The following is a 19,155-nucleotide window of genomic DNA, read 5'->3' on the forward strand; positions in this document are numbered from 1 at the left end:
CGCGCCTACCCCGAGACCCTGAAGCCGGAGTTGCCGCCCCACATCACCAACGTCATCACCATGTCGAGCACGACGATGCTGACGATGCTGGCCCGGATCGCACGACCGGTCGCCTCACCGACCGCCTGGGGGCCGCCGCCGGCGCTCATCCCGTACCAGCAGTGGATCAGCGAGATGGCAACCGCGAAGACGATGATCTTGATGACGGAGAACCAGATGTCGCGACCCTGGATGAAGGTGGAGAAGTAGTGGTCGTACTGCCCCGGCGACTGGTGGAAGATCAGCACCACCGACAGGTACGACGAGACGTAGGACCCGATCAGGCCGATCAGATAGAGGGGCAGGATCGCGAACGCCGTCGCCAGCACCCTGGTGGAGACCAGGTAGTGCATCGGATTGACGCCCATGACCGCGAGAGCATCGACCTCCTCGCTGATCTTCATCGAGCCGAGCTGGGCGGTGAACCGGCAGCCGACCTGAGCGCCGAGCGCCAGCGCGGCGATCAGCGGCGCCAGCTCACGGGTGTTCGCGCTCGCCGAGATGAAGCCGGTCAGCGGCGACAACCCGACGAGCTGCAGCCCGGTGAAGCCCTGGATGCCCAGCGAGGTGCCGGCCGCGAGGGACAGCAGCACCATGATGCCGACGGTGCCGCCTCCGACGATGAGGGCCCCGCTCCCCCAGGCGATGTCCATCAGCTGGCGCAGCGTCTCGTCGCGATAGCGCTTGAAGCTGTAGAGCACCGAGCCCAGGGCCTTGACCGAGAAGGTCCCGAAGTCGCCGATCTGGGCGAGCACCTCCATCACCTTGTCCAGCGACTTGACGCCGGCGTCGGCGATCGCGGACATCAGCTGATCCTCTGCGGGACGAGCATCACGTAGCCCTGGGTGATCAGCACGTTCGCCACCGCCAGCAGGATCACGCTCAGCACGACTGCCTGGTTGACCGCGTCCGCGACCCCCTTCGGGCCACCCTTGGCGGTCAGCCCCTTGTGGCAGCAGACGACCACGGCGAGAAAGCCGAAGACGAGCGCCTTCCCCTCCGCGACGATCAGATCGGTCGGGTGGCTGAAGGACACGAAGGATCCGATGTAGGCGCCAGAGGAGACCGTGCCGCCGCCGACGTTCATGACGTAGGCGGTGATCATCGCGGTCATCGCAACGATGACCGTGAGCAGGAACGCCACCACAAGGGCGGCGAGCATCCGGGGAGCGACCAGCCGCTGGATCGGCGAGATGCCCATCACCTTGAGCGCGTCGATCTCCTCACGCACCGTGCGCGCCCCGAGGTCGGAGGTGATCGCGGAGCCCACGGCGCCCGCGATCAGCAGCGACGTGACCAGCGGTGCACCTTGCTGCAGCACGCCCGCGCCGTTGACGGCACCGGTGAACGACGTCGCCCCGATCTGCGCGGCAACGGCGCCGATCTGCACAGAGATGATCACCCCGAAGGGGATCGACACCAAGATGGTCGGGAGCAGCGATACCCGCGTCATGAAGGAGCACTGGAGGATGAACTCCTCCCAGGAGAACCGTCGCGCGAGGATGTCGGTGAACAGGAAGCGGATGGTCTCGAGCGCGAGGACGGTGAGCCGGCCACTGGTCTCGACGCCCTGCCGGAGGCGCCCGACGAACTCGAGCGTTCCGGCACGTCCGAGTTGCGCGATCGAACTCATCCCCGATCCTCCCTACCGCCCGTCAGACCGAGAACGAAGCGGGCTCGCGAAGGTTACCGTTACCGGCGTTACAAGGTAAGTCTCATTTCGGAAGATGGACGCGCGGAGCCATCCGGGGGCCGCGCCGCGGGCGTCCGAGGCCTGCTGCGACCACCAGGCGCTGCACCCGGTGCCGGTGCGGCCGGTACTCCTCCAGCAGCTCCTCCAGTCCGTCATCGTCGACCTCGGCACCGGTCAGCGCCCAGCCGACGTCCCGAGCCACGTGATAGTCGCCGAAGCTGACCGCGTCCGCGTCCCCCTGCGACCGGACCCGCACCTCGGCGCTCGTCCAGCGGCCGATGCCGGGGACGCTGCACAGGGCGCGGTCGAGCTCGGTCGCGCCGCGTGCCCCGGCCCGCTCGAGCCCGTCCGCCACGCGAGCCGCCCGGAGGACCGCCGTCGACCGGGCCCGATCGACCGGCAGCCGGATCCAGTCCCAGCTCGCGATGCTGCGCAGGGTCGTCGGCGACGGCTGGACGAGCAGGCCGAGGTCCGCTCCGGGTCCCGGTGCAGGCTCGCCGAAGCGACGGACCAGGCCCCGATAGGCACCGAACGCCTCCTGACCCGTCACCTTCTGTTCGATGACAGCGGGCACCAGGGACTCCATCACCAGTCCGCTGGCACCGATTCGAAGGTGGCCGTGCCGCCGCCACGCGCGCTCGATCACGTCATGTCGCGGGCGGAACCCGCTGGGGTCGTCCTCCGCGCCGAGGAGGCGAGGCATCGTGTCCAGCGCCCACTCTGCGCCTGCACCCCAGGCCGCTCCGGACACCGTCCCGCCACCCTCGTCTGCCGAGAGGCGCAGCGTCGCCGTACCCACCGGTGTGCGGATGCCCCGCCAGTGCGCCCCGTCCGGTGCCACCCGGTAGGTGGGATCGCCCGCGCCGTGGCGGTACGGCGCCAGCGCCGCAGCCAGGGAGCACGGCCACCCGGGCTGCCAGCGGCGCTCGGTCGGAGATGTCACCGCACGAGCCTAGGCTGTCCGCGTGCTGTTGGAGGAGCTGGTCAGCAGGTCCGCGGAGGTCGCTGCGAGCCGGTCGAGGCTGGCCAAGCGCGACCTGCTCGCAGAGCTCCTCCGACGGGTTCCCGAGCCGGAGATCGAGATCGCCGCCGCGTACCTGTCCGGCAGCCTGGTGCAGCGTCGCACCGGCGTCGGGTGGCGCAGTCTCGGTGCCCTTCCCGAGCCGGCCGCCACCTCGACGGTCCATGTGGCTGACCTCGACGCGACCCTGGACCGACTGAGCCGGCTCGTCGGGCCCGGCTCCGCGACCGCCCGTCGCCAGGAGCTGGCCGACCTGTTCGGCCGGTTGACCCGGAGCGAACAGGAGCACGTCCGTGCGCTCCTCACCGGGAACCTTCGTCAGGGTGCGCAGGACGCTGTCGTCCTCGAGGCCGTCGCGCACGCGTCCGGGCTCCCGGTGTCGCTGGTCAGGCGTGCTGCGATGTTCAGCGGACCGACCGGTCCGGTTGCCCGTTCGGCGCTGTTCGGCGGGGCGCAGGCTTTGGCCCGCTTCACGTTGGTCGTCGGCCGACCGGTCCGACCCATGCTCGCCGGCTCGGCTCCCGACCCGGCCGGCGCCGTCGGCAAGGTCGACGGGCCGTTCACGGTCGACACCAAGCTCGACGGGATCCGGATCCAGGTCCACAAGGGCGGCGACAACGTGCGCGTGTTCAGCCGCAGCCTCGACGACCTCACCGATCGGCTGCCGGCCGTCGTCTCCGCCGCGCGTGCCCTGCCTGCGCAGACCCTCATCCTCGACGGCGAGGCGATGCTGGTCGATCGGTCGGGCCGGCCGCGTCCGTTCCAGGAGACTGCTTCGTCGTCCGCGAGCCTCGACGGCACGAGCGAGGTGCAGCCCTTCTTCTTCGACCTGCTGCTCCGCGATGGCCGCGCGCTCCTCGAACAGCCATTGTCGGAGCGACTCGAGCAGCTCGACGCCGTCGTCCCGGCGGCTGCCTCGGTGACGCGCGCCACCGGCACCACTGTCGAGCAAGCCGCGACCTTCTTAGACGCCGCCGTCGCCTCCGGCCAGGAGGGAGTCGTCGTCAAGCGGCTCGACTCGCCGTACGCCGCCGGCCGACGCGGGTCGGCTTGGGTGAAGGTGAAGCCGAGGCACACCCTCGACCTGGTCGTCCTTGCTGTCGAGTGGGGCTCGGGGCGCCGCCGGGGGCTGCTCTCCAACATCCATCTCGGCGCGCGGTCGGAGGACGGCTGGGTGATGCTGGGCAAGACGTTCAAGGGGATGTCCGACGAGATGCTGGCGTGGCAGACCGAACGCTTCCTAGCCCTCGAGACCCACCGCGACGGTCACGTCGTGCATCTGCATCCGGAGCAGGTCGTCGAGATCGCCTTCGACGGCGTGCAGCGCTCCACGCGATACCCGGGCGGCGTCGCGCTGCGCTTCGCCCGGGTCCTGCGCTACCGCGACGACAAGACCGCCGACGAGGCGGACACCATCGAGAGCGTTCGCGGCCTGCTGGTGCGTGGCTGATCCGCTCCCGGCGGGTCAGCGGACGGCGAGGGCCCGAGCCGTGGCGACCAGGAAGGAGCGCACCTGGTCGGGCGAGAGCGGGACGACCTCCGGGACGCCGGGTGCGGCCTCGCGCACGAGCATCCCGACACGCGCCAGCTGCAGGGCCCCGAGGCCGGAGGCATACATGTGGTTGGCGAGCAACGCGCTGTCGATCTCTCGGAACTCTCCGCGCCGCTGACCCTCGTCGAGGAGGGTGGTCAGCTCCTTGAGGCAGCCGGCGATCGCGCGGCCGAGCCGGAACATCGCGCCCTCCGAGATCTCGTCGAGCAGCTCGGGGCCCGTCCGCCGCATCAGCGCCTGTGCGCAGTCGACGAAGGCGGGATGGGCGACCCCGAAGTCGACGAACACACCGATCAGGTCGGCGAGCCGCGCGGCGGCGGCTCCGTCCTCGACCGAACCGTCCACTGGAGCGACGGCGTTCAATTGGGCGGCCAGCTCGTCCAAGTAGCCGACCAGGGTCAGCGCGAAGAGCTCCTCCTTGCCGGTGAAGTGCCGGTAGATGATCGCTCGGTTGACGCCGACGGCCCTGGCGATGTCCTCGATCTGGGCATCCCGCACGCCGTTGGCGTCGAAGAGCTCACGGGTCGCAGCGAGGATGTCGTGCTCCCGCTGGCGCCGTCGTGCGGCTGCCTGTGCCCGTGCACCGGTCATGGTGGGAGCCTAGTGCAACTCGTGTTTGCACGAGCCGTACAGATCAGCCACCCGCCGTCAGCGCTCGAGGATGGCGACGACACCCTGCCCGCCGGCCGCGCAGATCGAGATCAGTGCGCGGCCCGAGCCCTTAGTGGCGAGCAGCTTCGCGGCGTTGGCCACGATGCGGCCGCCGGTGGCGGCGAACGGGTGACCCGCGGCGAGGGAGGACCCCTTGACGTTCAGCTTCGCCCGGTCGATCGAGCCCAGCGGCGCGTCGAGGCCGAGGCGCTCCTTGCAGAACACCGGGTCCTCCCAGGCCTTCAGGGTCGAGAGCACCTGCGAGGCGAACGCCTCGTGGATCTCGTAGAAGTCGAAGTCCTGCAGCGACAGCTCATTGCGGGCGAGGATCCTCGCCACGGCGTACGCCGGAGCCATCAGCAGGCCCTCGCCGCCATGCACGAAATCGACCGCAGCGGTCTCGCAGTCGACGAAGAACGCCTGCGGCTCGAGTCCGTGCTCCTTCGCCCAGTCCTCCGAGCCGAGCAGGACGGCCGAGGCGCCGTCGGTCAGCGGGGTGGAGTTGGCCGCGGTCATCGTGGCCGCCTCGCCCTTGCCGAACACCGGCTTGAGGGTGGCGAGCTTCTCCAGCGAGGAATCGGCGCGCAGGTTGTTGTCGCGCTCGACACCGTGGAACGGGGTCACGAGGTCGTCCTGCCAGCCCTCGTCGTACGCGCGCGCCATGTTGTGGTGCGAGGCGACCGCAAGCTCGTCCTGCGCCTCGCGGGTGATCTGCCACTCGAGGGCGGTGAGGGCCTGGTGGGCACCCATCGACAGACCTGTGCGGGGCTCACCGTTCTGCGGAATCTCCAGGCCGATGTCTCCCGGACGGATGTCGGCCAGTGCCAGCAGCTTGCTCTTGGTGTCGCGCTTGGCGTTGACCTTCATCAGCTTCTTGCGCAGCCGGTCGGAGATGGCGACCGGCGCGTCCGAGGTGGTGTCCGACCCTCCGCCGACACCCGCGTCGATCTGTCCGAGAGCGATCTTGTTCGCGATGTAGTTGATCGCCTGGAGGCCGGTTCCGCAGGCCTGCTGGAGGTCCACGCCAGGGGTCTCCGGGGCGAGCTTCGAGCCCAGCACCGACTCGCGGATCAGGTTGAAGTCGCGGGCGTGCTTGAGCACCGCGCCTCCCGCGACCTCGCCGAGGCGCTCACCTTGCAGGTTGAAGCGGGTCACCAGGCCGTCGAGGGCGGCGGTGAACATCTCCTGGTTCGACGCCGTCGCGTAGACGGTGTTGGAGCGGGCGAACGGGATCCTGTTGCCACCGAGAACGGCGACGCGACGAGTGGTGGAGTGCATGCTCACATCCTTGCGCCCAAGGGGCGGGAAAGGAACGCTGTGAGGGGCACATCACGAAAATGGACGCTGAGTTACACCCGCAGTTACATTGGATAGCCCTAGCCTCGTCACCGACCCCCCTGTCATTCGAAGGAAGTTCCCATGAGTGATCGCTACCAGACCTTCACCTCCACCCCGGTCGGCAAGCTGCTGGTGAAGAACCTAGGCCTGCCCAACCCGGTCAAGCTGGAGCGCTGGACCGAGGGCGCCCCCGTCGTCGACGGAACGGTCGTCGTCGGCGGCGAGGGTCGGCTGCGCAGCTCCATCGCCACCGCGCTGGACAACCTGGGCGTGGCCACCACCGTCGTCCCCACCGAGGGCGAGAAGTACAAGGCGCTGGTCTTCGACGCGAGCGGGATCGCCAGCTCGCCGGATCTGGTCGCGCTCCAGGAGTTCTTCACCCCGCTGCTGCGCAGCCTGACGAGCTGCGCCCGCGTCGTGGTGCTGGGCACCGTCCCCGAGCTGACCGGCTCCGCTGAGGAGCGGGTCGCCCAGCGTGCCCTGGAGGGCTTCACGCGCTCGCTGAGCAAGGAGATCGGCAGGGGCTCGACCGTGAACCTCGTGTACGTCGCACCCGATGCAGCGAGCACTGTCGAGTCGACGCTGAGCTTCTTCCTCTCCCCCAAGTCCGCCTACGTGTCCGGCCAGGTCACCCGGATCGGCGCCACCGGCACCAAGAAGGCCCAGCCGGTGACCGACCCGGCCAAGCCGCTGACCGGCACCGTCGCGATCGTGACCGGCGCCTCGCGCGGCATCGGCGAGCAGATCGCCCGCGTGCTGCACCGCGACGGCGCGACAGTGCTCGGCATCGACGTACCGCAGGCCGCCAGCGACCTGCAGGCGCTGATGCGCGAACTGGACGGTGACCACCTCGCCCTGGACATCACCGGCAAGGACGCGCCGCAGCGGATTGCCCAGCATGTGAAGACGAAGTTCGGCCAGGTCGACGCCGTCGTCCACAACGCCGGCATCACCCGTGACAAGAAGCTCGCCAACATGGCCGAGGACCGGTGGTCCTCGGTGATCGCGGTCAACCTCACCGCCCCCGAGCGGATCACCCGCGAGCTGCTCGACCAGGGCCTGATCAAGAAGAACGGCCGGATCGTCGGGGTCTCGTCGATCGCCGGGATCGCCGGCAACCTGGGCCAGACCAACTATGCGGCCTCCAAGGCGGGAGTGATCGGGTTCGTCGACGCGCTGGCTCCGGAGCTCAAGGACGGCATCACCGTGAACGCGGTGGCCCCGGGCTTCATCATCACCCAGATGACCGCGGCAGTGCCGTTCGCGACCCGCGAGGTCGGGCAGCGCCTGAACGCGATGGCGCAGGGCGGCCTGCCGGTCGACGTGGCCGAGACGATCGCGTGGTACCTCAACCCGGGCTCCACCGCCGTCAACGGCAACGTGGTCCGGGTCTGCGGCCAGATGATGCTGGGCGCCTGATGACCGACGAGCGCACTCTCGAGACCGTCCCCGGCGGTCTGCCCACCATGCTCAAGGCAGCGCTCCCGGTGCTGCCCGGGGTCAACCTGATCCCCGGCGTGGCCAAGAAGGGCGGCCCGCTTCCCGATCTGGTCCTCCACCGCCGTGCGGTGTCCGTCGACGCCTCGCACGTCACGGCGTACGCCGGCGTCTGCGGGTTCGGACCGAGCGAGCACCTGCCGCTCCCCTATCTGCACATGCTGTCGTTCCCGCTGCAGATGGCGATCATGACCGACGCATCGTTTCCGTTCCCCGCGATCGGCACTGTGCACCTGGCCAACGTGATCCACCAGGTGCGGCCGGTCTCCGCGCGCGAACGCTTCGACGTCACGGTCCGGGCGGCCGACCTGCGTCCGCACCCGAAGGGCAAGGTCTTCGACCTGCTCACCTCCGTCGCCAGCGACGGCGACACCGTGTGGGAGTCCACCTCGACCTACTTGCGGCTCGGCAAGGGCGATGCTGCGGCCGAGACCGAGCGGGAGCCCTTCGACGTGGTCCCGGGCAACGGCGTCGAGTGGCGGCTGCCGGCCAACCTGGGTCGGCGCTACGCGGCCGTCTCGGGCGACCACAACCCGATCCACCTCTATCCGCTCACCGCGAAGGCGCTCGGGTTCAAGCAGCAGATCGCGCACGGCATGTGGAGCCTGGCTCGATGTGTCGCCGCGGTCGACAGTCGGCTGCCCGACGAGGCCACCGTCGAGGTCGAGTTCAAGAAGCCGATCTTCCTGCCGGGGAAGGTCGCGTTCGGCTCCCACCTCGTCGAGGGCGGCATCGACTTCTCGCTGACCAGCCCGAAGAACGGCGCGCCCCACCTGGTGGGCCGGAGCCGCTGACCGGTCACCGGGTCCGGGTGGGATCCACCTGCCGGATGAGGCCCTCCTGCGCGACGCTGGCCACCAGACGGCCGTCCTCGGTGAATACCCGTGCCATGGAGAGTCCCCGAGCCCCCGAGGCTGAGGGCGACACCTGGTCGTAGAGCCACCACTCGTCGGCGCGGAACGGCCGGTGGAACCAGATCGAGTGGTCCAGGGATGCGGCCTGCACCAGCGGCGAGGAGATGAAGACGCCGTGCGGGACCAGACTCGCGCCCAGCAGAGTCATGTCGCTGGCGTAGGTGAAGGCGGCCTGGTGCAGCAGCGGCTCGTCCGCCAGTCGACCGTTGACTCTGATCCACAGCCGCTGCCGCGCGGGCCGCTCGAGGTCCTCGAGCCCCCCGCCGGGTCGGGAGTCGCCCGCGAACCTCACCTCCAGCGCTGCCCACTCGCGCTCCCACTCCTCGTGGTCGCGGCCTGACTCAGGCGTCGCATCGACCAGGCTGCGGCACTGGTCCGGTGGGGGGACATCGGGCATCGCGTCCTGGTGGTCGAAGCCGCCCTCGTGCTTCTGGAAGCTCGCCGTGAGGCCGAAGATCGGACGCCCGTGCTGACGTGCCCGGACCAGTCGGGTGGCGAAGCTGCGGCCGTCCCGCACGTCGTCTACGTCGTAGACGATCGGCACCGAGGTGTCTCCCGGGTGCAGGAAGTAGGCGTGCAGCGAGTGCGCGGTGAAGCCTTGGCCGACGGTCCGCGCACCAGCCACCAGCGCGTGCGCGGCGACCTGTCCCCCGAAGACACGCTGCATCATCGTGTCGGGCTGGCGCCCGCGGAAGAGGTTGTCCTCGATCGGCTCGAGGTCCAGCAGCTCGACGAGCTCCCCGACGTCGTGGGGCATGCCTACTCCTTCTCGGGTCGGTACACGGGATCGCCGGGGCGTCGACCTCTGCGGTCAGTCGTCATCGCCGTGCTCGAGGCCGGCGAGGAACTGCTCGAACTGCGCGCCGATCTCGTCCCCGGACGGTAGCGGCTGCTCGTCGGCGAGCAGGCTGGACCCGTGTCCGGCATTGAACGCGTCGTACTGCTGCTCGAGCCCCGCGACGACGTCGCGCACCTCGGGAGACTCCGCGATCTGGGTGGCGATCTCGACCTGACGAGCCTCCCCCGCGGCGACCAGGGGCTGGAGGTCCCACTCGAGTCCGGTCACCTCCTCGACCCCCTCGAGCAGCGCGACGGCCGCCTGGGGATAGTCGAATTGGGCGAGGTAGTGCGGGATGTGCGCGACGAACCCCATCGCGTCGTATCCCCACTCACCCAGCCGCAGCTCGAGCAGGGCCTGCGCACTGCCGGGCACGCGGATCTCGCCGGACCAGATGTTCTCCCTGACCAGCAGCCGCTCGGCGGTAGCGTGGTTGGTGAGCTGGACCGGGCGGGTGTGTGGCACTGCCATCGGTACCGAGCCCATCGAGACGACCAGCCGCACACCGAAGGCGTCGACGACGTCGCGGACCGCACGGGCGAACGCCTCCCACCGCACGTCGGGCTCCGGGCCGGCCAGGAGCAGATAGGCCTCGCCGCGCACGTCCGTCATCAGGCGTACGGCGAGTCGCGGCGCATCGTAGGAGTGGTACCTGTTCTCGTGGAACGACAGCGGCGGGCGACGGGCCCGATAGTCGTGCAGCTCGTCGACCTCGAAGCTGGCCACCACCCGGCCAGGATCCGAGTCACCGAGATGGGCGACCGCGAGGGCAGCCGCGTTGCCCGCGTCGAGGAAGCCGTCGAGCTGGACCACGAGCACCGGCCCGCCTGCGCGATCCTCGAGCTCGGGCACCTCGTCGACGATGTGCACCAGACGCTGCTGACTCACGGGGTTCCTCCTGTTGCCTCGCCTCCAGCCTAGACGAGCACGTCAGCCGTAGATGCGTCGGATACGCGCCGCAGCGCGCTCGGCGAGCTGGTGGCTGTTCAGGCCGAGCACACGCTGGAGGACGGCGTCCTGTTGGTTGTCGCGGGTGCCGATCCCGCCGTTGTGGAACGCGTCCATCAGGGCCCACAGCGTCGACTCCCCGCGGGTCGCCGCGATGTAGTCGCACGCCATCCAGCTCAAGGCGTAGTGCCAGTCCTGGTCCGGGCCGTTGAAGCTCGACGACGCCGGCATCCCACCGATCGGCTCCCGTGCCCGGGTGAGCGCGACCGAAGCGATCCGTCGCTGGTCGCGCGGCAGTGGACGAGCGCCCATGTACTCGGCGATCCCCTCGGCGAACCAGACCGGCGCACCGTCGTCACGCGGGCCCAGCGCGACGTGGGTGAGCTCGTGGCGCACGATCCGCCCGAGGAACGGCTGCCCGGCGCCGAGCGAGCTCGGCAGCAGGGTGAACCGCATGCCGACGGTCCGTTCCCGCGACCCGTTCTCCGAGCGCACCGGGAAGGTGAGGGCACCGAGGTGTCCGATGTTGCCGCCCGGTACGCCGGCGAAGGAGTTCAGCACCACCCTGTTCTCGAAGCAGTACACGACGACCCGGCCGGGCCAGCTGAACGGCAGTCCGGCCTGCACATCGTGCACCCCCGCCGCGACGACGGGCAGGATCCGGTCGGCGTCGGCGGCGGTGCTCCGACCGAACACGCCGAGGACCCCGTGGCTGCGACGTACGACAACCCGGACGAGGTCCCAGGGAGCCGGATCGTAGCCAGGGAACAGCGCACCGGTCCGGGTCCGGTCCGCGACGATCATCAGCTGGCCGTGCCGTTGCGCGAAGACGAAGCCGGTGGTGCGACGTACCGGCCCGGTGTCGAACCCGCGCAGCTCGGTGACCTGCTGCACTCGTGGGATCCGTGCGCGTGCACCGAGCCCGGGCTCCGCCAGCCGGCCGGGCCAGGTTCGGTCGGTCACGACGTAGCGGAACCGTGCGAGGGGCAGCTGGACCATGTTGGCGAAGTAGCGCCGCTGGCGGGCGACGAACGCCTTGTCACCCCGCGCAACGCCCTGCATGAAGAGCGCCTCGTCATGGGTGCGGATGCCCTTGGCGCGTACGTCGAGGAGGTGCTGCTCCTGGGCCCGCAGCCAGCCCGGGTCGTTCGCCGGGTAGGGGCTATCCGACGCGCACGCACCCAGTGCCATCAGCCCGGGCAGTACCAACAGCAGCAGGAGCAGACGGCGCGACAGCTGCCCCCGCGCGGGACTGGGCACGTCGTTAGTCCAGATCGAGGAGCGCCGGGATGGTGCCCACCTCGTCGAGGGCGGTGACGTCCTCGACGATGCTGCGGGCGATGGCCTGGGCGGTCAGGCCGATCCGCTCCAGGATGGCGTCACGCTTCGCGTGGTCCAGGAACTCCTGCGGGATCCCGTGCAACCGGAACGGCGTGCGCACCCCGTCGTCGGTGAGCAGCTGAAGCAGGTTCGCCCCGAAACCGCCGACCCGGCCGTTGTCCTCGACGCTGACCACGAGGCGGTGCCGCCCGGCCAGGTCGACCAGCGCGTGGTCGATCGGCTTGATCCAGCGCGGGTCCACCACGGTGACGCCGATTCCCTGGTCGACGAGCCGGCCGGCGACCTCGACGGCCATCGCCACCATCGAGCCGGCCGCGACCAACAGCACGTCTTGGGCGCCCGTTCGGACCATCACGTCGCAGCCCCCGGCACGGTCCACCCGCTCGAGGTCCGGGTTCGGCGGGCCCTTGGGGAGCCGGAGCACCGTGGGGGCGTCGTCGACGCCGACCGCCTCCCGGAGCAGCTCGCGGACCCGAGCGCCGTCCCGAGGTGCGGCCAGGCGGATGCCCGGCACCACCTGCAGGATCGACATATCCCACATGCCGTTGTGGCTCGGGCCGTCGTCGCCGGTGACCCCCGCACGGTCCAGGACGAAGGTGACGCCGCAGCGATGCAGCGCGACGTCCATCAGCACCTGGTCGAAGGCGCGGTTGAGGAAGGTCGCGTAGATCGCGACCACGGGGTGCATACCGCCCATGGCCAGGCCTGCAGCGCTGGTCACCGCGTGCTGCTCGGCGATGCCCACGTCGAAGGTGCGGTCCGGGTACGCCGCGGCGAACCGGTCCAGGCCGACCGGGTAGAGCATCGCGGCGGTGATCGCGACGATGTCCTTGCGCTCGGCACCGAGCGCGACCATCTCCTCGGCGAAGAAGTCGGTCCAGGTGCGCCCCTTCGGCCGGGCCTCTCCGGTCTCGACGTCGAACGCGCCGACCTGGTGGAGCTGGTCGACCTCGTTGCGCTGAGCAGGGTCGTAGCCGAAGCCCTTCTGGGTGATCACGTGGACGATCACCGGGCCACCGAACCGCTTGGCCTGGGTGAGCGCCTGCTCCACGGCCACTCGGTCGTGGCCGTCCACGGGACCGACGTACTTCAGGCCGAGGTCCTCGAAGAGGCCCTGGGGGGCCAGCGCGTCCTTCATGCCCTTCTTCATGGCGTGCAGCGCGTCGTACACGGCCGGCCCGACGCCGCGGACGCCATTGAGCTTGGTCTTGACGAGATCGAGGACCTGCTCGTAGCGCGGGTTGGTGCGCAGCGTGGTCAGGTGGTTGGCCAGTCCCCCGACGGTCGGCATGTAGGAGCGGCCGTTGTCGTTGACGACCATCACCAGCTTGCGGTCCGGGGCGGCCGCGATGTTGTTCAGCGCCTCCCAGGCCATCCCGCCGGTGAGCGCGCCGTCACCGATGACCGCGACCACGTGCCGGCTCTCGCCGCGGATCGCGTAGGCCTTGGCCAAACCGTCGGCGTAGGACAGCGACGTCGATGCGTGCGAGTTCTCCACCAGGTCGTGCTCGGACTCGGCCCGGTTCGGGTAGCCGGAGAGGCCCCCCTCGGTGCGCAGCGTGTCGAAGTCCGCGGCACGTCCGGTGAGCATCTTGTGGACATAGGCCTGGTGACCGGTGTCGAAGACGACCTTGTCCCGCGGTGAGTCGAAGACGCGATGGATCGCGATCGTCAGCTCCACGACGCCGAGGTTCGGACCGAGGTGCCCGCCGCGGGGCGCGCACGTCCGGATCAGCTCGTCGCGGATCTCGGTCGCCAGCTCCTCGAGCGCGCGGTCATCGAGCCCGCGCAGGTCAGCGGGGCCCGAGATCTTCGCGAGATGCGCCATGGCACCACAGTTTAGTGGCCGGACCGTGCGCTCAGCGCAACTCGGTCACCGCGATGGCCGGCTCGACCAGGCTCCCGAGCCAGATCCGGCCCTGATGCTCCCTGACTCCGGTGACCATGTGGTAGCCCGACGGGTCGCAGTCGACGTCGTGCACCAGGCCCCCGTCGGCGTCGTAGGCCTGTACCCGCGCGGTCCGCTTCGGCTTGGGCTGCAACGGCTCCGGGATCCGGGTGACCATCCGGCGGACGCCGGCCGGAGCGCGGTGCTGGAGCACCTCCACCACGGGGTCGCGGGGGGAGGCGATCGTGACCCAGACCAGACCGTCGCTGCCCAGCGCGATGTTGTCCGGGTAGCCCGGCAGGTCCCGGGCCAGGAAGTCTCGCTCGCCGCTGCGCGGACCGCTCAGCCACAGGCGTACGACGGTCCGCGCGCCGGTCTCGGCGACCGCGACCCAGGACTCGTCCGGAGCCAGCGCGACCCCGTTGGCGAAGGCGAGCCCGTCGAGGTGGACCTCGACCTCCCCGCCGACCCGCCGGCACAGCAACCGGCCGGTGCGGGTGTTCTGGACGAAGTCGTCCTTCCACCGGTCGATGGAGTACTTCGTGCTGCTGTCGGAGAACCAGATGTCGCCGTTGCGTGCCACCGCGGCGTTGTTGCAGAACACCATCGGTCGCCCGGCAACCGTCTCGACGAGGCGTTCGACGCCGCCGCTTCGGTCCATCGCGAGGAGGCCGAGCCGGGCATCGGCGACCAGGATGCGGTCGTCGTACAGCTCGAGACCGAGAGGGCGGCCGCCGGTGTTGCCGATGCGGTCGATGCGACCGCCGTCGGCGCGCACCCGGAAGACATTGCCGTCCTCGGTGCCGGTCCATACGTCGCCGCGTGCGTCGACGACGACGTCCTCCGCGCCCGTGCCCGGCAGTGCTGTCACGGTGAGTTGGTGCATCCCGCCACGCTACTGCGTCGGGTGGGCGCCGTCGGCGTCCCGCAGTGCCCGGTAGAAGTCGGAGGCGAGGAACTGGGGCAGGAACTCGCGGGTGGAGTCGGCCAGGTCGAGGCCGGGGATGTCCTCGGGCGGGACGAACACGATCTGGCGGCCCTCGCCCACCACGATGTCGTCGTCGGTCAGCCGCGTGTGCGCGCCGTAGACGTGGTAGCTGCCGTGGTAGCCGTCGGGATAGGTGAACTCGGCCTCGATGCAGAGGGTCAGCTCGCCCGGTTGCAGCCGCAGGCCCGTCTCCTCCTCGAGCTCGCGGTAGGCCGCCGCCTCGAACTCCTCGCCGTCCTCGACGTGGCCACCGACCATTCCCCACTGGTCGGGGGCGCGGGGGGCGCCCTCGTCCCGCTCCTGCAGCAGGACGCTGCCGTGCTCGTCCACGAGCAGGATCACCGCGAGACGCTCCATCGCGCGTCTACTCGGCCGACGCTGTCGGGCCGGTGGCACGCAGGTGCTCCTCCACCCGCTCGACCTTCGCGGTGAGCTGCCCGGTGTCGTGGCCACGGCGCAGGTCGGCCTTCAGGACCAGCCCGACCCGGGGCGAGGTCTCGGCGACCTTGAAGACCGCCTGCTTGACGACCGCCATCACCTCGTCCCACTCCCCCTCGATGTTGGTGAACATCGCGTTGGTCTCATGCGGAAGCCCGGAGGCGCGGATCACGCCGACGGCCTCGGCCACGGACTCGCTGACGCCACCGGTCTCGTCGGCGCCGGAGGGACTGATGCTGATTGCCACGATCATGGTGCCACTGTGCCATCCCGCCACGGCACCGTCGGCTCACCCCTGGAGGAAGGACAGCCGGATCTCGCGCTCGGTGTTGTCGACGTTGAGGTCGACCAGGCAGATGCTCTGCCAGGTGCCGAGCTGGAGGCGACCCGCGAGCACCGGCACGGTCGCGTACGGCGGCAGCAGCGCTGGCATCACGTGCGACCGGCCGTGACCGCGTGAACCGTGCCGGTGCCGCCACCGGTCGTCAGCGGGGAGCAGCTCGCCGAGGGCGGCCAGCAGGTCGTCGTCGGACCCGGCGCCGGTCTCGATGATCGCCAGGCCTGCGGTGGCGTGCGGCACGAAAACGTGGAGCAGCCCGTCGGCACCCTCGGCCTCCTCAGCCAGGAAGCGCCGACAGCGGTCGGTCAGATCGATGACGACGTCGTCGCCTCCCGTGTGGGTGCGGTGGGTCTGCGACCTCATGGTCCCTCCTCACGCTCCCGGGCGACGGTCCGGCGGGAGCAGCTTGTGGGTGCCGTCGCACCACGGAAGGGTCCCACTCCGACTGCAGCGGCACACCGCACTGACCGGTCGCTCGGTCTCGTGGCGGCTGCCGTCTGCCGCCACGACGACGTGTTTCCCCCGCAGCAGCAACGGACCACCAGGGCAGACCTCGACCGTCGGCGCGACCGGCTGCTCCTCCCCGCCCGGCATCACGCGGACTCGCCCCACTGGGTGAGCATCCGGCGGGCGTAGCGGTCCTCCAGGTCCAGGCAGGTCTGCGCGCCGTGCAGGACCTGCCCCACGAGTGCGGGGGTCCGACCCAGGAGCGGCCCGCAGATCGACCGCAGCACCAGCTGCTCGTGCACGGCGTCCGCGACCACGTGCTCGTCGTAGTACTCGGCGGTCTCCTCCGGGAAGCCCAGCCGTCTCAGGCCCTGCGCCATCCAACGCGAGGGCAGCGAGCTGGTCATCTCGAAGGCGGCGAGGTGTCCGAGGGCGGCCCCACGCAGCCGCCGGTGCAGCCCGAAGAGCGACATGGCGTTGTTCATCTCGAGGATCTCGACCGGCGCCTCGTTGACGAACCAGCCGTACTCCGAGGGGATGCCCGCGGCCTGGAGTGCGCGGGCGAACAGGCCAGCGTGCAGGCGGGACGGGTCGCCGCCGCCGTACTCGTCGTACTGCAGCTCGACGAGCGCAGCGCGGCCCGCCACATCCAGGCGCGGGACCACCCAGGTCTGCGGGTCCGACTCCTTGAGGTGGTAGACCGACCGGTGGGCGAGCAGCTCGCGCACCTGCTCGACGGTGGCACTGCGCTGCACGTGGCGCGCGAGCGATGGACCCTCGTGCCCCTCGACGAGCTCGGTGAGCGTGGCGATGGGCTCGTCGCCCGGCTCGACCACCGCAAGCCGCTGCGCCAGTCGGCCCTCGAAGTCCTGCTCGAGCCGGCGGCGGACCCCGATCAGCCCCGGGTCCCACTCCCAGTGGTCGGCGACGTCCTCGAACCCCTGGTAGTGCAGCTCGTAGGCCGCCCAGAGCACGATCTGCTCGTCGTCGACGCCGTCGGGGCGCAGATCCTGCAGCCCGTCGAGGGAGGTGTCGGAGTGAATGCGGGCGAACACCTCGGCGCTCAGCGTGCCTCGCGGCTTCGGGGTCAGCACGGCGGCCCCGCAGCGTCGGCCGGCCGTTCGCGCTCCAGCCGGGCGACCACGCCGTTCGGGTCGAAGCGGCGTGTCTCCGTCACCCGGAGGACGCCGGACGACGAGCTCAGCCAACGCTGCAGCTCGGCCACCTGAGCCTCGTCCCCGAGCTGGAGCAGACAGCTGCCGCCCTCCAACAGGTGTCTGCCGGCCAGTGCGACGCACTGCCGGGCCACCTCCAGGCCGTCGTCACCACCGTCGATCGCCCCGACCGGGTCGAGCGGGAAGCGAGAGACCTGTGCGCGCGGTACCCAGGGTGGGTCGGCGACCACCAGCGCGAACCGCTCGTCGGGTGCCAGCACCGAGTCCAAGAGCCCGTGACGGACCTCGACCCGCGACCCGATGCCCGCTCGAACCGCGTTCCTCAGGGCGTACTCACAGGCCACGGGGTCGCGGTCGACGGCGACCAGCCGTCGGCCCCGCCGATGGAGCACCGACAGCAGGCCGATGTGCCCGGCGCCGGCGCACAGCTCCAACACCGGTCCCTCGGATGCGTCGTCGAGGAGCTCTGCAGCCCAGGCTGCCTGCGCAGCCGTCCACGGTCGGGGCTCCAGCAGCCCCTTCGCCCACTCGATCTCGAGCTCGCCTACCTGGACGCTCGGCATCGTCGTGGTGACCATGCTCGGCGGTTACCCGAGCCGCGAGCCGACAAACCGTCCGGCATCCTCTCCTCGGCGAGCGGGTACCTTCCGTTGCATGGCCATCACCACGACAGACCCGCGCACCGGAGAGGTGCTCAAGACCTTCACCGAGCTCACCGACGCCGAGATCGAGGACCGTCTCGCTCGGGCTGCGTCGGCTGCGGCGTCGTACCGGCTGACGACGTTCGAGCAGCGGGCCGGCTGGCTGCGCGCCGCAGCCGATGTCCTGGACCGCCGCACCGAGGAGGTCGCCACGCTGATGACCCTGGAGATGGGCAAGACGAAGAGGGCCTCGGCCGCCGAGATCGACAAGTGCGCCAGCGTGCTCCGCTTCTACGCCGATCATGCCGCGGGCTTCCTGGCGGACGAGCCGGTCGACGCCGACCAGGTCAATGCGTCCACCGCGTATGCCCGCTACCTGCCGCTCGGTGTCGTGCTCGCGGTGATGCCGTGGAACTTCCCGCTCTGGCAGGCCATGCGGTTCGCCGCGCCCGCGCTCGCCGCCGGCAACGTCGGCCTGCTCAAGCACGCCAGCAACGTCCCACAGACCGCGCTCTTCATGGAGGAGCTCTTCGGCGAGGCCGGCTTTCCCGACGACGTTTTCCAGACACTGCTGATCGGAAGCGCGAAGGTCGACGCCGTGCTGCGCGACGACCGGGTCGCCGCCGCGACCCTCACCGGGAGCGAGCCCGCAGGCGCCGCCGTCGCGCGTACGGCGGGCGAGGTGATCAAGAAGGTGGTCCTGGAGCTCGGCGGATCCGACCCGTTCGTGGTGATGCCCTCCGCCGATCTCGCGCAGGCGGCGAAGGTCGCGACCACGTCGCGCTGCCAGAACAACGGCCAGTCGTGCATCTCCGCCAAGCGGTTCATCGTGCACACCGACTGCTATGACGAGTTCGTCGACCTCTTCGTCAAGGAGATGGCCGCCCTCGTGGTCGGCGACCCCTTCGACGACGGCACCGACGTCGGACCGCTCGCCACCGAGGGCGGACGTCAGGACGTCGAGGATCTCGTCGCGGACGCGGTCGACAAGGGCGCCCAGGTCCTGCTCGGCGCGGACCGTCCCGACCAGCCGGGCTGGTGGTACCCGCCGACGGTGCTGGCGGGGATCACCGAGGAGATGCAGCTGTACCGCGACGAGGTCTTCGGCCCGGTGGCCCAGGTCCATCGGGTGGCCGACATCGACGAGGCGATCCGGGTCGCCAACGACACTCGCTTCGGCCTGGGCTCGAACGCCTGGACCAGCGAGCCCGAGGAGCAGGAGCGCTTCATTCGCGACCTCGACGCGGGACAGACCTTCATCAACGGCATGACCGCGTCGTTCCCGGCGCTGCCGTTCGGCGGCGTCAAGGCATCGGGGCACGGTCGTGAACTCGCGGCGCATGGCATCCGGGAGTTCACGAACATCAAGACCGTGTGGATCGGCTGACCCGGGGCCGACCACGCAG

Annotated in this window: 20 protein-coding genes; 4 read left to right on the forward strand and 16 right to left on the reverse strand. The window is 70.3% G+C overall.

What is annotated here, in order from left to right:
• Positions 1–5: 5 nt before the first annotated feature.
• The 3 genes from Q9R13_RS03770 to Q9R13_RS03780 all read right to left on the reverse strand — a co-directional run bounded on the left by Q9R13_RS03770 (position 6) and on the right by Q9R13_RS03780 (position 2,675).
• Entirely contained in the window at positions 6–845 is an 840-nt protein-coding gene (locus Q9R13_RS03770) for an MlaE family ABC transporter permease (RefSeq protein ID WP_310963738.1), read from the reverse strand.
• Complete coding sequence (locus Q9R13_RS03775) at positions 845–1,672, reverse strand: MlaE family ABC transporter permease (protein ID WP_310963739.1); 828 nt, start codon at positions 1,670–1,672, stop codon at positions 845–847. Before Q9R13_RS03775 ends, Q9R13_RS03770 begins: the two co-directional genes overlap by 1 nt.
• Positions 1,673–1,754: 82 nt before the next feature.
• Positions 1,755–2,675, reverse strand: coding sequence for a DNA-3-methyladenine glycosylase family protein (locus Q9R13_RS03780; RefSeq protein ID WP_310963740.1), 921 nt, complete (start codon positions 2,673–2,675; stop codon positions 1,755–1,757).
• A gap of 22 nt (positions 2,676–2,697) precedes the next feature.
• On the opposite strand from Q9R13_RS03780, the gene Q9R13_RS03785 reads away from it, so the two are divergent.
• The gene (locus Q9R13_RS03785; protein ID WP_310963741.1) at positions 2,698–4,203 is read left to right on the forward strand and encodes an ATP-dependent DNA ligase; all 1,506 of its coding nucleotides are present in this window, start codon (positions 2,698–2,700) and stop codon (positions 4,201–4,203) included.
• Positions 4,204–4,218: 15 nt separating this feature from the next.
• Here Q9R13_RS03785 and Q9R13_RS03790 read toward each other — a convergent pair whose 3' ends face one another.
• On the reverse strand, positions 4,219–4,896 hold the full coding sequence (locus Q9R13_RS03790) for a TetR/AcrR family transcriptional regulator (protein ID WP_310963742.1): 678 nt from the start codon (positions 4,894–4,896) through the stop codon (positions 4,219–4,221).
• A gap of 57 nt (positions 4,897–4,953) precedes the next feature.
• Positions 4,954–6,234 carry an acetyl-CoA C-acetyltransferase gene (locus tag Q9R13_RS03795; protein WP_310963743.1) on the reverse strand — a complete coding sequence of 427 codons (1,281 nt, stop codon included), beginning with the start codon at positions 6,232–6,234 and terminating at the stop codon, positions 4,954–4,956.
• A gap of 141 nt (positions 6,235–6,375) precedes the next feature.
• Between Q9R13_RS03795 and Q9R13_RS03800 the strand changes: the two genes are divergently transcribed.
• Positions 6,376–7,713 (forward strand): 3-oxoacyl-ACP reductase, encoded by a 1,338-nt coding sequence (locus tag Q9R13_RS03800; protein ID WP_310963744.1) that lies wholly within the window; start codon positions 6,376–6,378, stop codon positions 7,711–7,713.
• Entirely contained in the window at positions 7,713–8,585 is an 873-nt protein-coding gene (locus tag Q9R13_RS03805; RefSeq protein WP_310963745.1) for a MaoC family dehydratase, read from the forward strand. Before Q9R13_RS03800 ends, Q9R13_RS03805 begins: the two co-directional genes overlap by 1 nt.
• Before the next feature lie 4 nt (positions 8,586–8,589).
• Here Q9R13_RS03805 and Q9R13_RS03810 read toward each other — a convergent pair whose 3' ends face one another.
• From Q9R13_RS03810 to Q9R13_RS03860, 11 genes are read right to left on the reverse strand one after another with little or no spacing between them, the layout of a single operon-like run.
• Positions 8,590–9,462 carry an acyl-CoA thioesterase gene (locus Q9R13_RS03810; protein ID WP_310963747.1) on the reverse strand — a complete coding sequence of 291 codons (873 nt, stop codon included), beginning with the start codon at positions 9,460–9,462 and terminating at the stop codon, positions 8,590–8,592.
• 54 nt (positions 9,463–9,516) lie between these two features.
• Positions 9,517–10,431 carry a proteasome assembly chaperone family protein gene (locus Q9R13_RS03815; RefSeq protein ID WP_310963748.1) on the reverse strand — a complete coding sequence of 305 codons (915 nt, stop codon included), beginning with the start codon at positions 10,429–10,431 and terminating at the stop codon, positions 9,517–9,519.
• Between the two features lie 42 nt (positions 10,432–10,473).
• Positions 10,474–11,751, reverse strand: a complete 1,278-nt coding sequence (locus Q9R13_RS03820) for a hypothetical protein (RefSeq protein ID WP_310963749.1) — start codon at positions 11,749–11,751, stop codon at positions 10,474–10,476.
• Positions 11,752–11,755: 4 nt separating this feature from the next.
• Complete coding sequence (gene dxs / locus Q9R13_RS03825; protein ID WP_310963750.1) at positions 11,756–13,660, reverse strand: 1-deoxy-D-xylulose-5-phosphate synthase; 1,905 nt, start codon at positions 13,658–13,660, stop codon at positions 11,756–11,758.
• 31 nt (positions 13,661–13,691) lie between these two features.
• On the reverse strand, positions 13,692–14,606 hold the full coding sequence (locus Q9R13_RS03830) for an SMP-30/gluconolactonase/LRE family protein (RefSeq protein WP_310963751.1): 915 nt from the start codon (positions 14,604–14,606) through the stop codon (positions 13,692–13,694).
• A gap of 9 nt (positions 14,607–14,615) precedes the next feature.
• On the reverse strand, positions 14,616–15,065 hold the full coding sequence (locus tag Q9R13_RS03835; RefSeq protein ID WP_310963752.1) for an NUDIX hydrolase: 450 nt from the start codon (positions 15,063–15,065) through the stop codon (positions 14,616–14,618).
• A 7-nt stretch (positions 15,066–15,072) separates the two neighbouring features.
• Positions 15,073–15,399: a thiamine-binding protein gene (locus tag Q9R13_RS03840; RefSeq protein WP_310963753.1), complete on the reverse strand. Its 327-nt coding sequence runs from the start codon at positions 15,397–15,399 to the stop codon at positions 15,073–15,075.
• Between the two features lie 36 nt (positions 15,400–15,435).
• The gene (locus tag Q9R13_RS03845; protein ID WP_310963754.1) at positions 15,436–15,849 is read right to left on the reverse strand and encodes a secondary thiamine-phosphate synthase enzyme YjbQ; all 414 of its coding nucleotides are present in this window, start codon (positions 15,847–15,849) and stop codon (positions 15,436–15,438) included.
• Positions 15,850–15,858: 9 nt separating this feature from the next.
• Complete coding sequence (locus tag Q9R13_RS03850) at positions 15,859–16,080, reverse strand: CDGSH iron-sulfur domain-containing protein (protein ID WP_310965031.1); 222 nt, start codon at positions 16,078–16,080, stop codon at positions 15,859–15,861.
• The gene (locus Q9R13_RS03855) at positions 16,080–17,027 is read right to left on the reverse strand and encodes an iron-containing redox enzyme family protein (RefSeq protein ID WP_310963755.1); all 948 of its coding nucleotides are present in this window, start codon (positions 17,025–17,027) and stop codon (positions 16,080–16,082) included. The genes Q9R13_RS03850 and Q9R13_RS03855 overlap by 1 nt, the downstream gene beginning before the upstream one ends.
• Positions 17,021–17,686 (reverse strand): class I SAM-dependent methyltransferase, encoded by a 666-nt coding sequence (locus Q9R13_RS03860; protein WP_310963756.1) that lies wholly within the window; start codon positions 17,684–17,686, stop codon positions 17,021–17,023. The genes Q9R13_RS03855 and Q9R13_RS03860 overlap by 7 nt, the downstream gene beginning before the upstream one ends.
• A 76-nt stretch (positions 17,687–17,762) precedes the next feature.
• On the opposite strand from Q9R13_RS03860, the gene Q9R13_RS03865 reads away from it, so the two are divergent.
• Entirely contained in the window at positions 17,763–19,136 is a 1,374-nt protein-coding gene (locus tag Q9R13_RS03865; protein WP_310963757.1) for an NADP-dependent succinic semialdehyde dehydrogenase, read from the forward strand.
• The last annotated feature ends 19 nt before the right edge of the window (positions 19,137–19,155 follow it).

This window comes from Nocardioides marmorisolisilvae, assembly GCF_031656915.1.
GTDB lineage: Bacteria > Actinomycetota > Actinomycetes > Propionibacteriales > Nocardioidaceae > Marmoricola > Marmoricola terrisoli.

Coding starts and splice junctions, on each gene's coding strand:
- Q9R13_RS03770 (WP_310963738.1), bottom strand. CDS start 845: ATGTCCGCGATCGCCGACGCCGGCGTCAAGTCGCTGGACAAGGTGATG.
- Q9R13_RS03840 (WP_310963753.1), bottom strand. CDS start 15,399: ATGATCGTGGCAATCAGCATCAGTCCCTCCGGCGCCGACGAGACCGGT.
- Q9R13_RS03800 (WP_310963744.1), top strand. CDS start 6,376: ATGAGTGATCGCTACCAGACCTTCACCTCCACCCCGGTCGGCAAGCTG.
- Q9R13_RS03795 (WP_310963743.1), bottom strand. CDS start 6,234: ATGCACTCCACCACTCGTCGCGTCGCCGTTCTCGGTGGCAACAGGATC.
- Q9R13_RS03830 (WP_310963751.1), bottom strand. CDS start 14,606: ATGCACCAACTCACCGTGACAGCACTGCCGGGCACGGGCGCGGAGGAC.
- Q9R13_RS03860 (WP_310963756.1), bottom strand. CDS start 17,686: ATGGTCACCACGACGATGCCGAGCGTCCAGGTAGGCGAGCTCGAGATC.
- Q9R13_RS03810 (WP_310963747.1), bottom strand. CDS start 9,462: ATGCCCCACGACGTCGGGGAGCTCGTCGAGCTGCTGGACCTCGAGCCG.
- Q9R13_RS03865 (WP_310963757.1), top strand. CDS start 17,763: ATGGCCATCACCACGACAGACCCGCGCACCGGAGAGGTGCTCAAGACC.
- Q9R13_RS03835 (WP_310963752.1), bottom strand. CDS start 15,065: ATGGAGCGTCTCGCGGTGATCCTGCTCGTGGACGAGCACGGCAGCGTC.
- Q9R13_RS03850 (WP_310965031.1), bottom strand. CDS start 16,080: ATGCCGGGCGGGGAGGAGCAGCCGGTCGCGCCGACGGTCGAGGTCTGC.
- dxs (WP_310963750.1), bottom strand. CDS start 13,660: ATGGCGCATCTCGCGAAGATCTCGGGCCCCGCTGACCTGCGCGGGCTC.
- Q9R13_RS03790 (WP_310963742.1), bottom strand. CDS start 4,896: ATGACCGGTGCACGGGCACAGGCAGCCGCACGACGGCGCCAGCGGGAG.
- Q9R13_RS03775 (WP_310963739.1), bottom strand. CDS start 1,672: ATGAGTTCGATCGCGCAACTCGGACGTGCCGGAACGCTCGAGTTCGTC.
- Q9R13_RS03805 (WP_310963745.1), top strand. CDS start 7,713: ATGACCGACGAGCGCACTCTCGAGACCGTCCCCGGCGGTCTGCCCACC.
- Q9R13_RS03845 (WP_310963754.1), bottom strand. CDS start 15,849: ATGAGGTCGCAGACCCACCGCACCCACACGGGAGGCGACGACGTCGTC.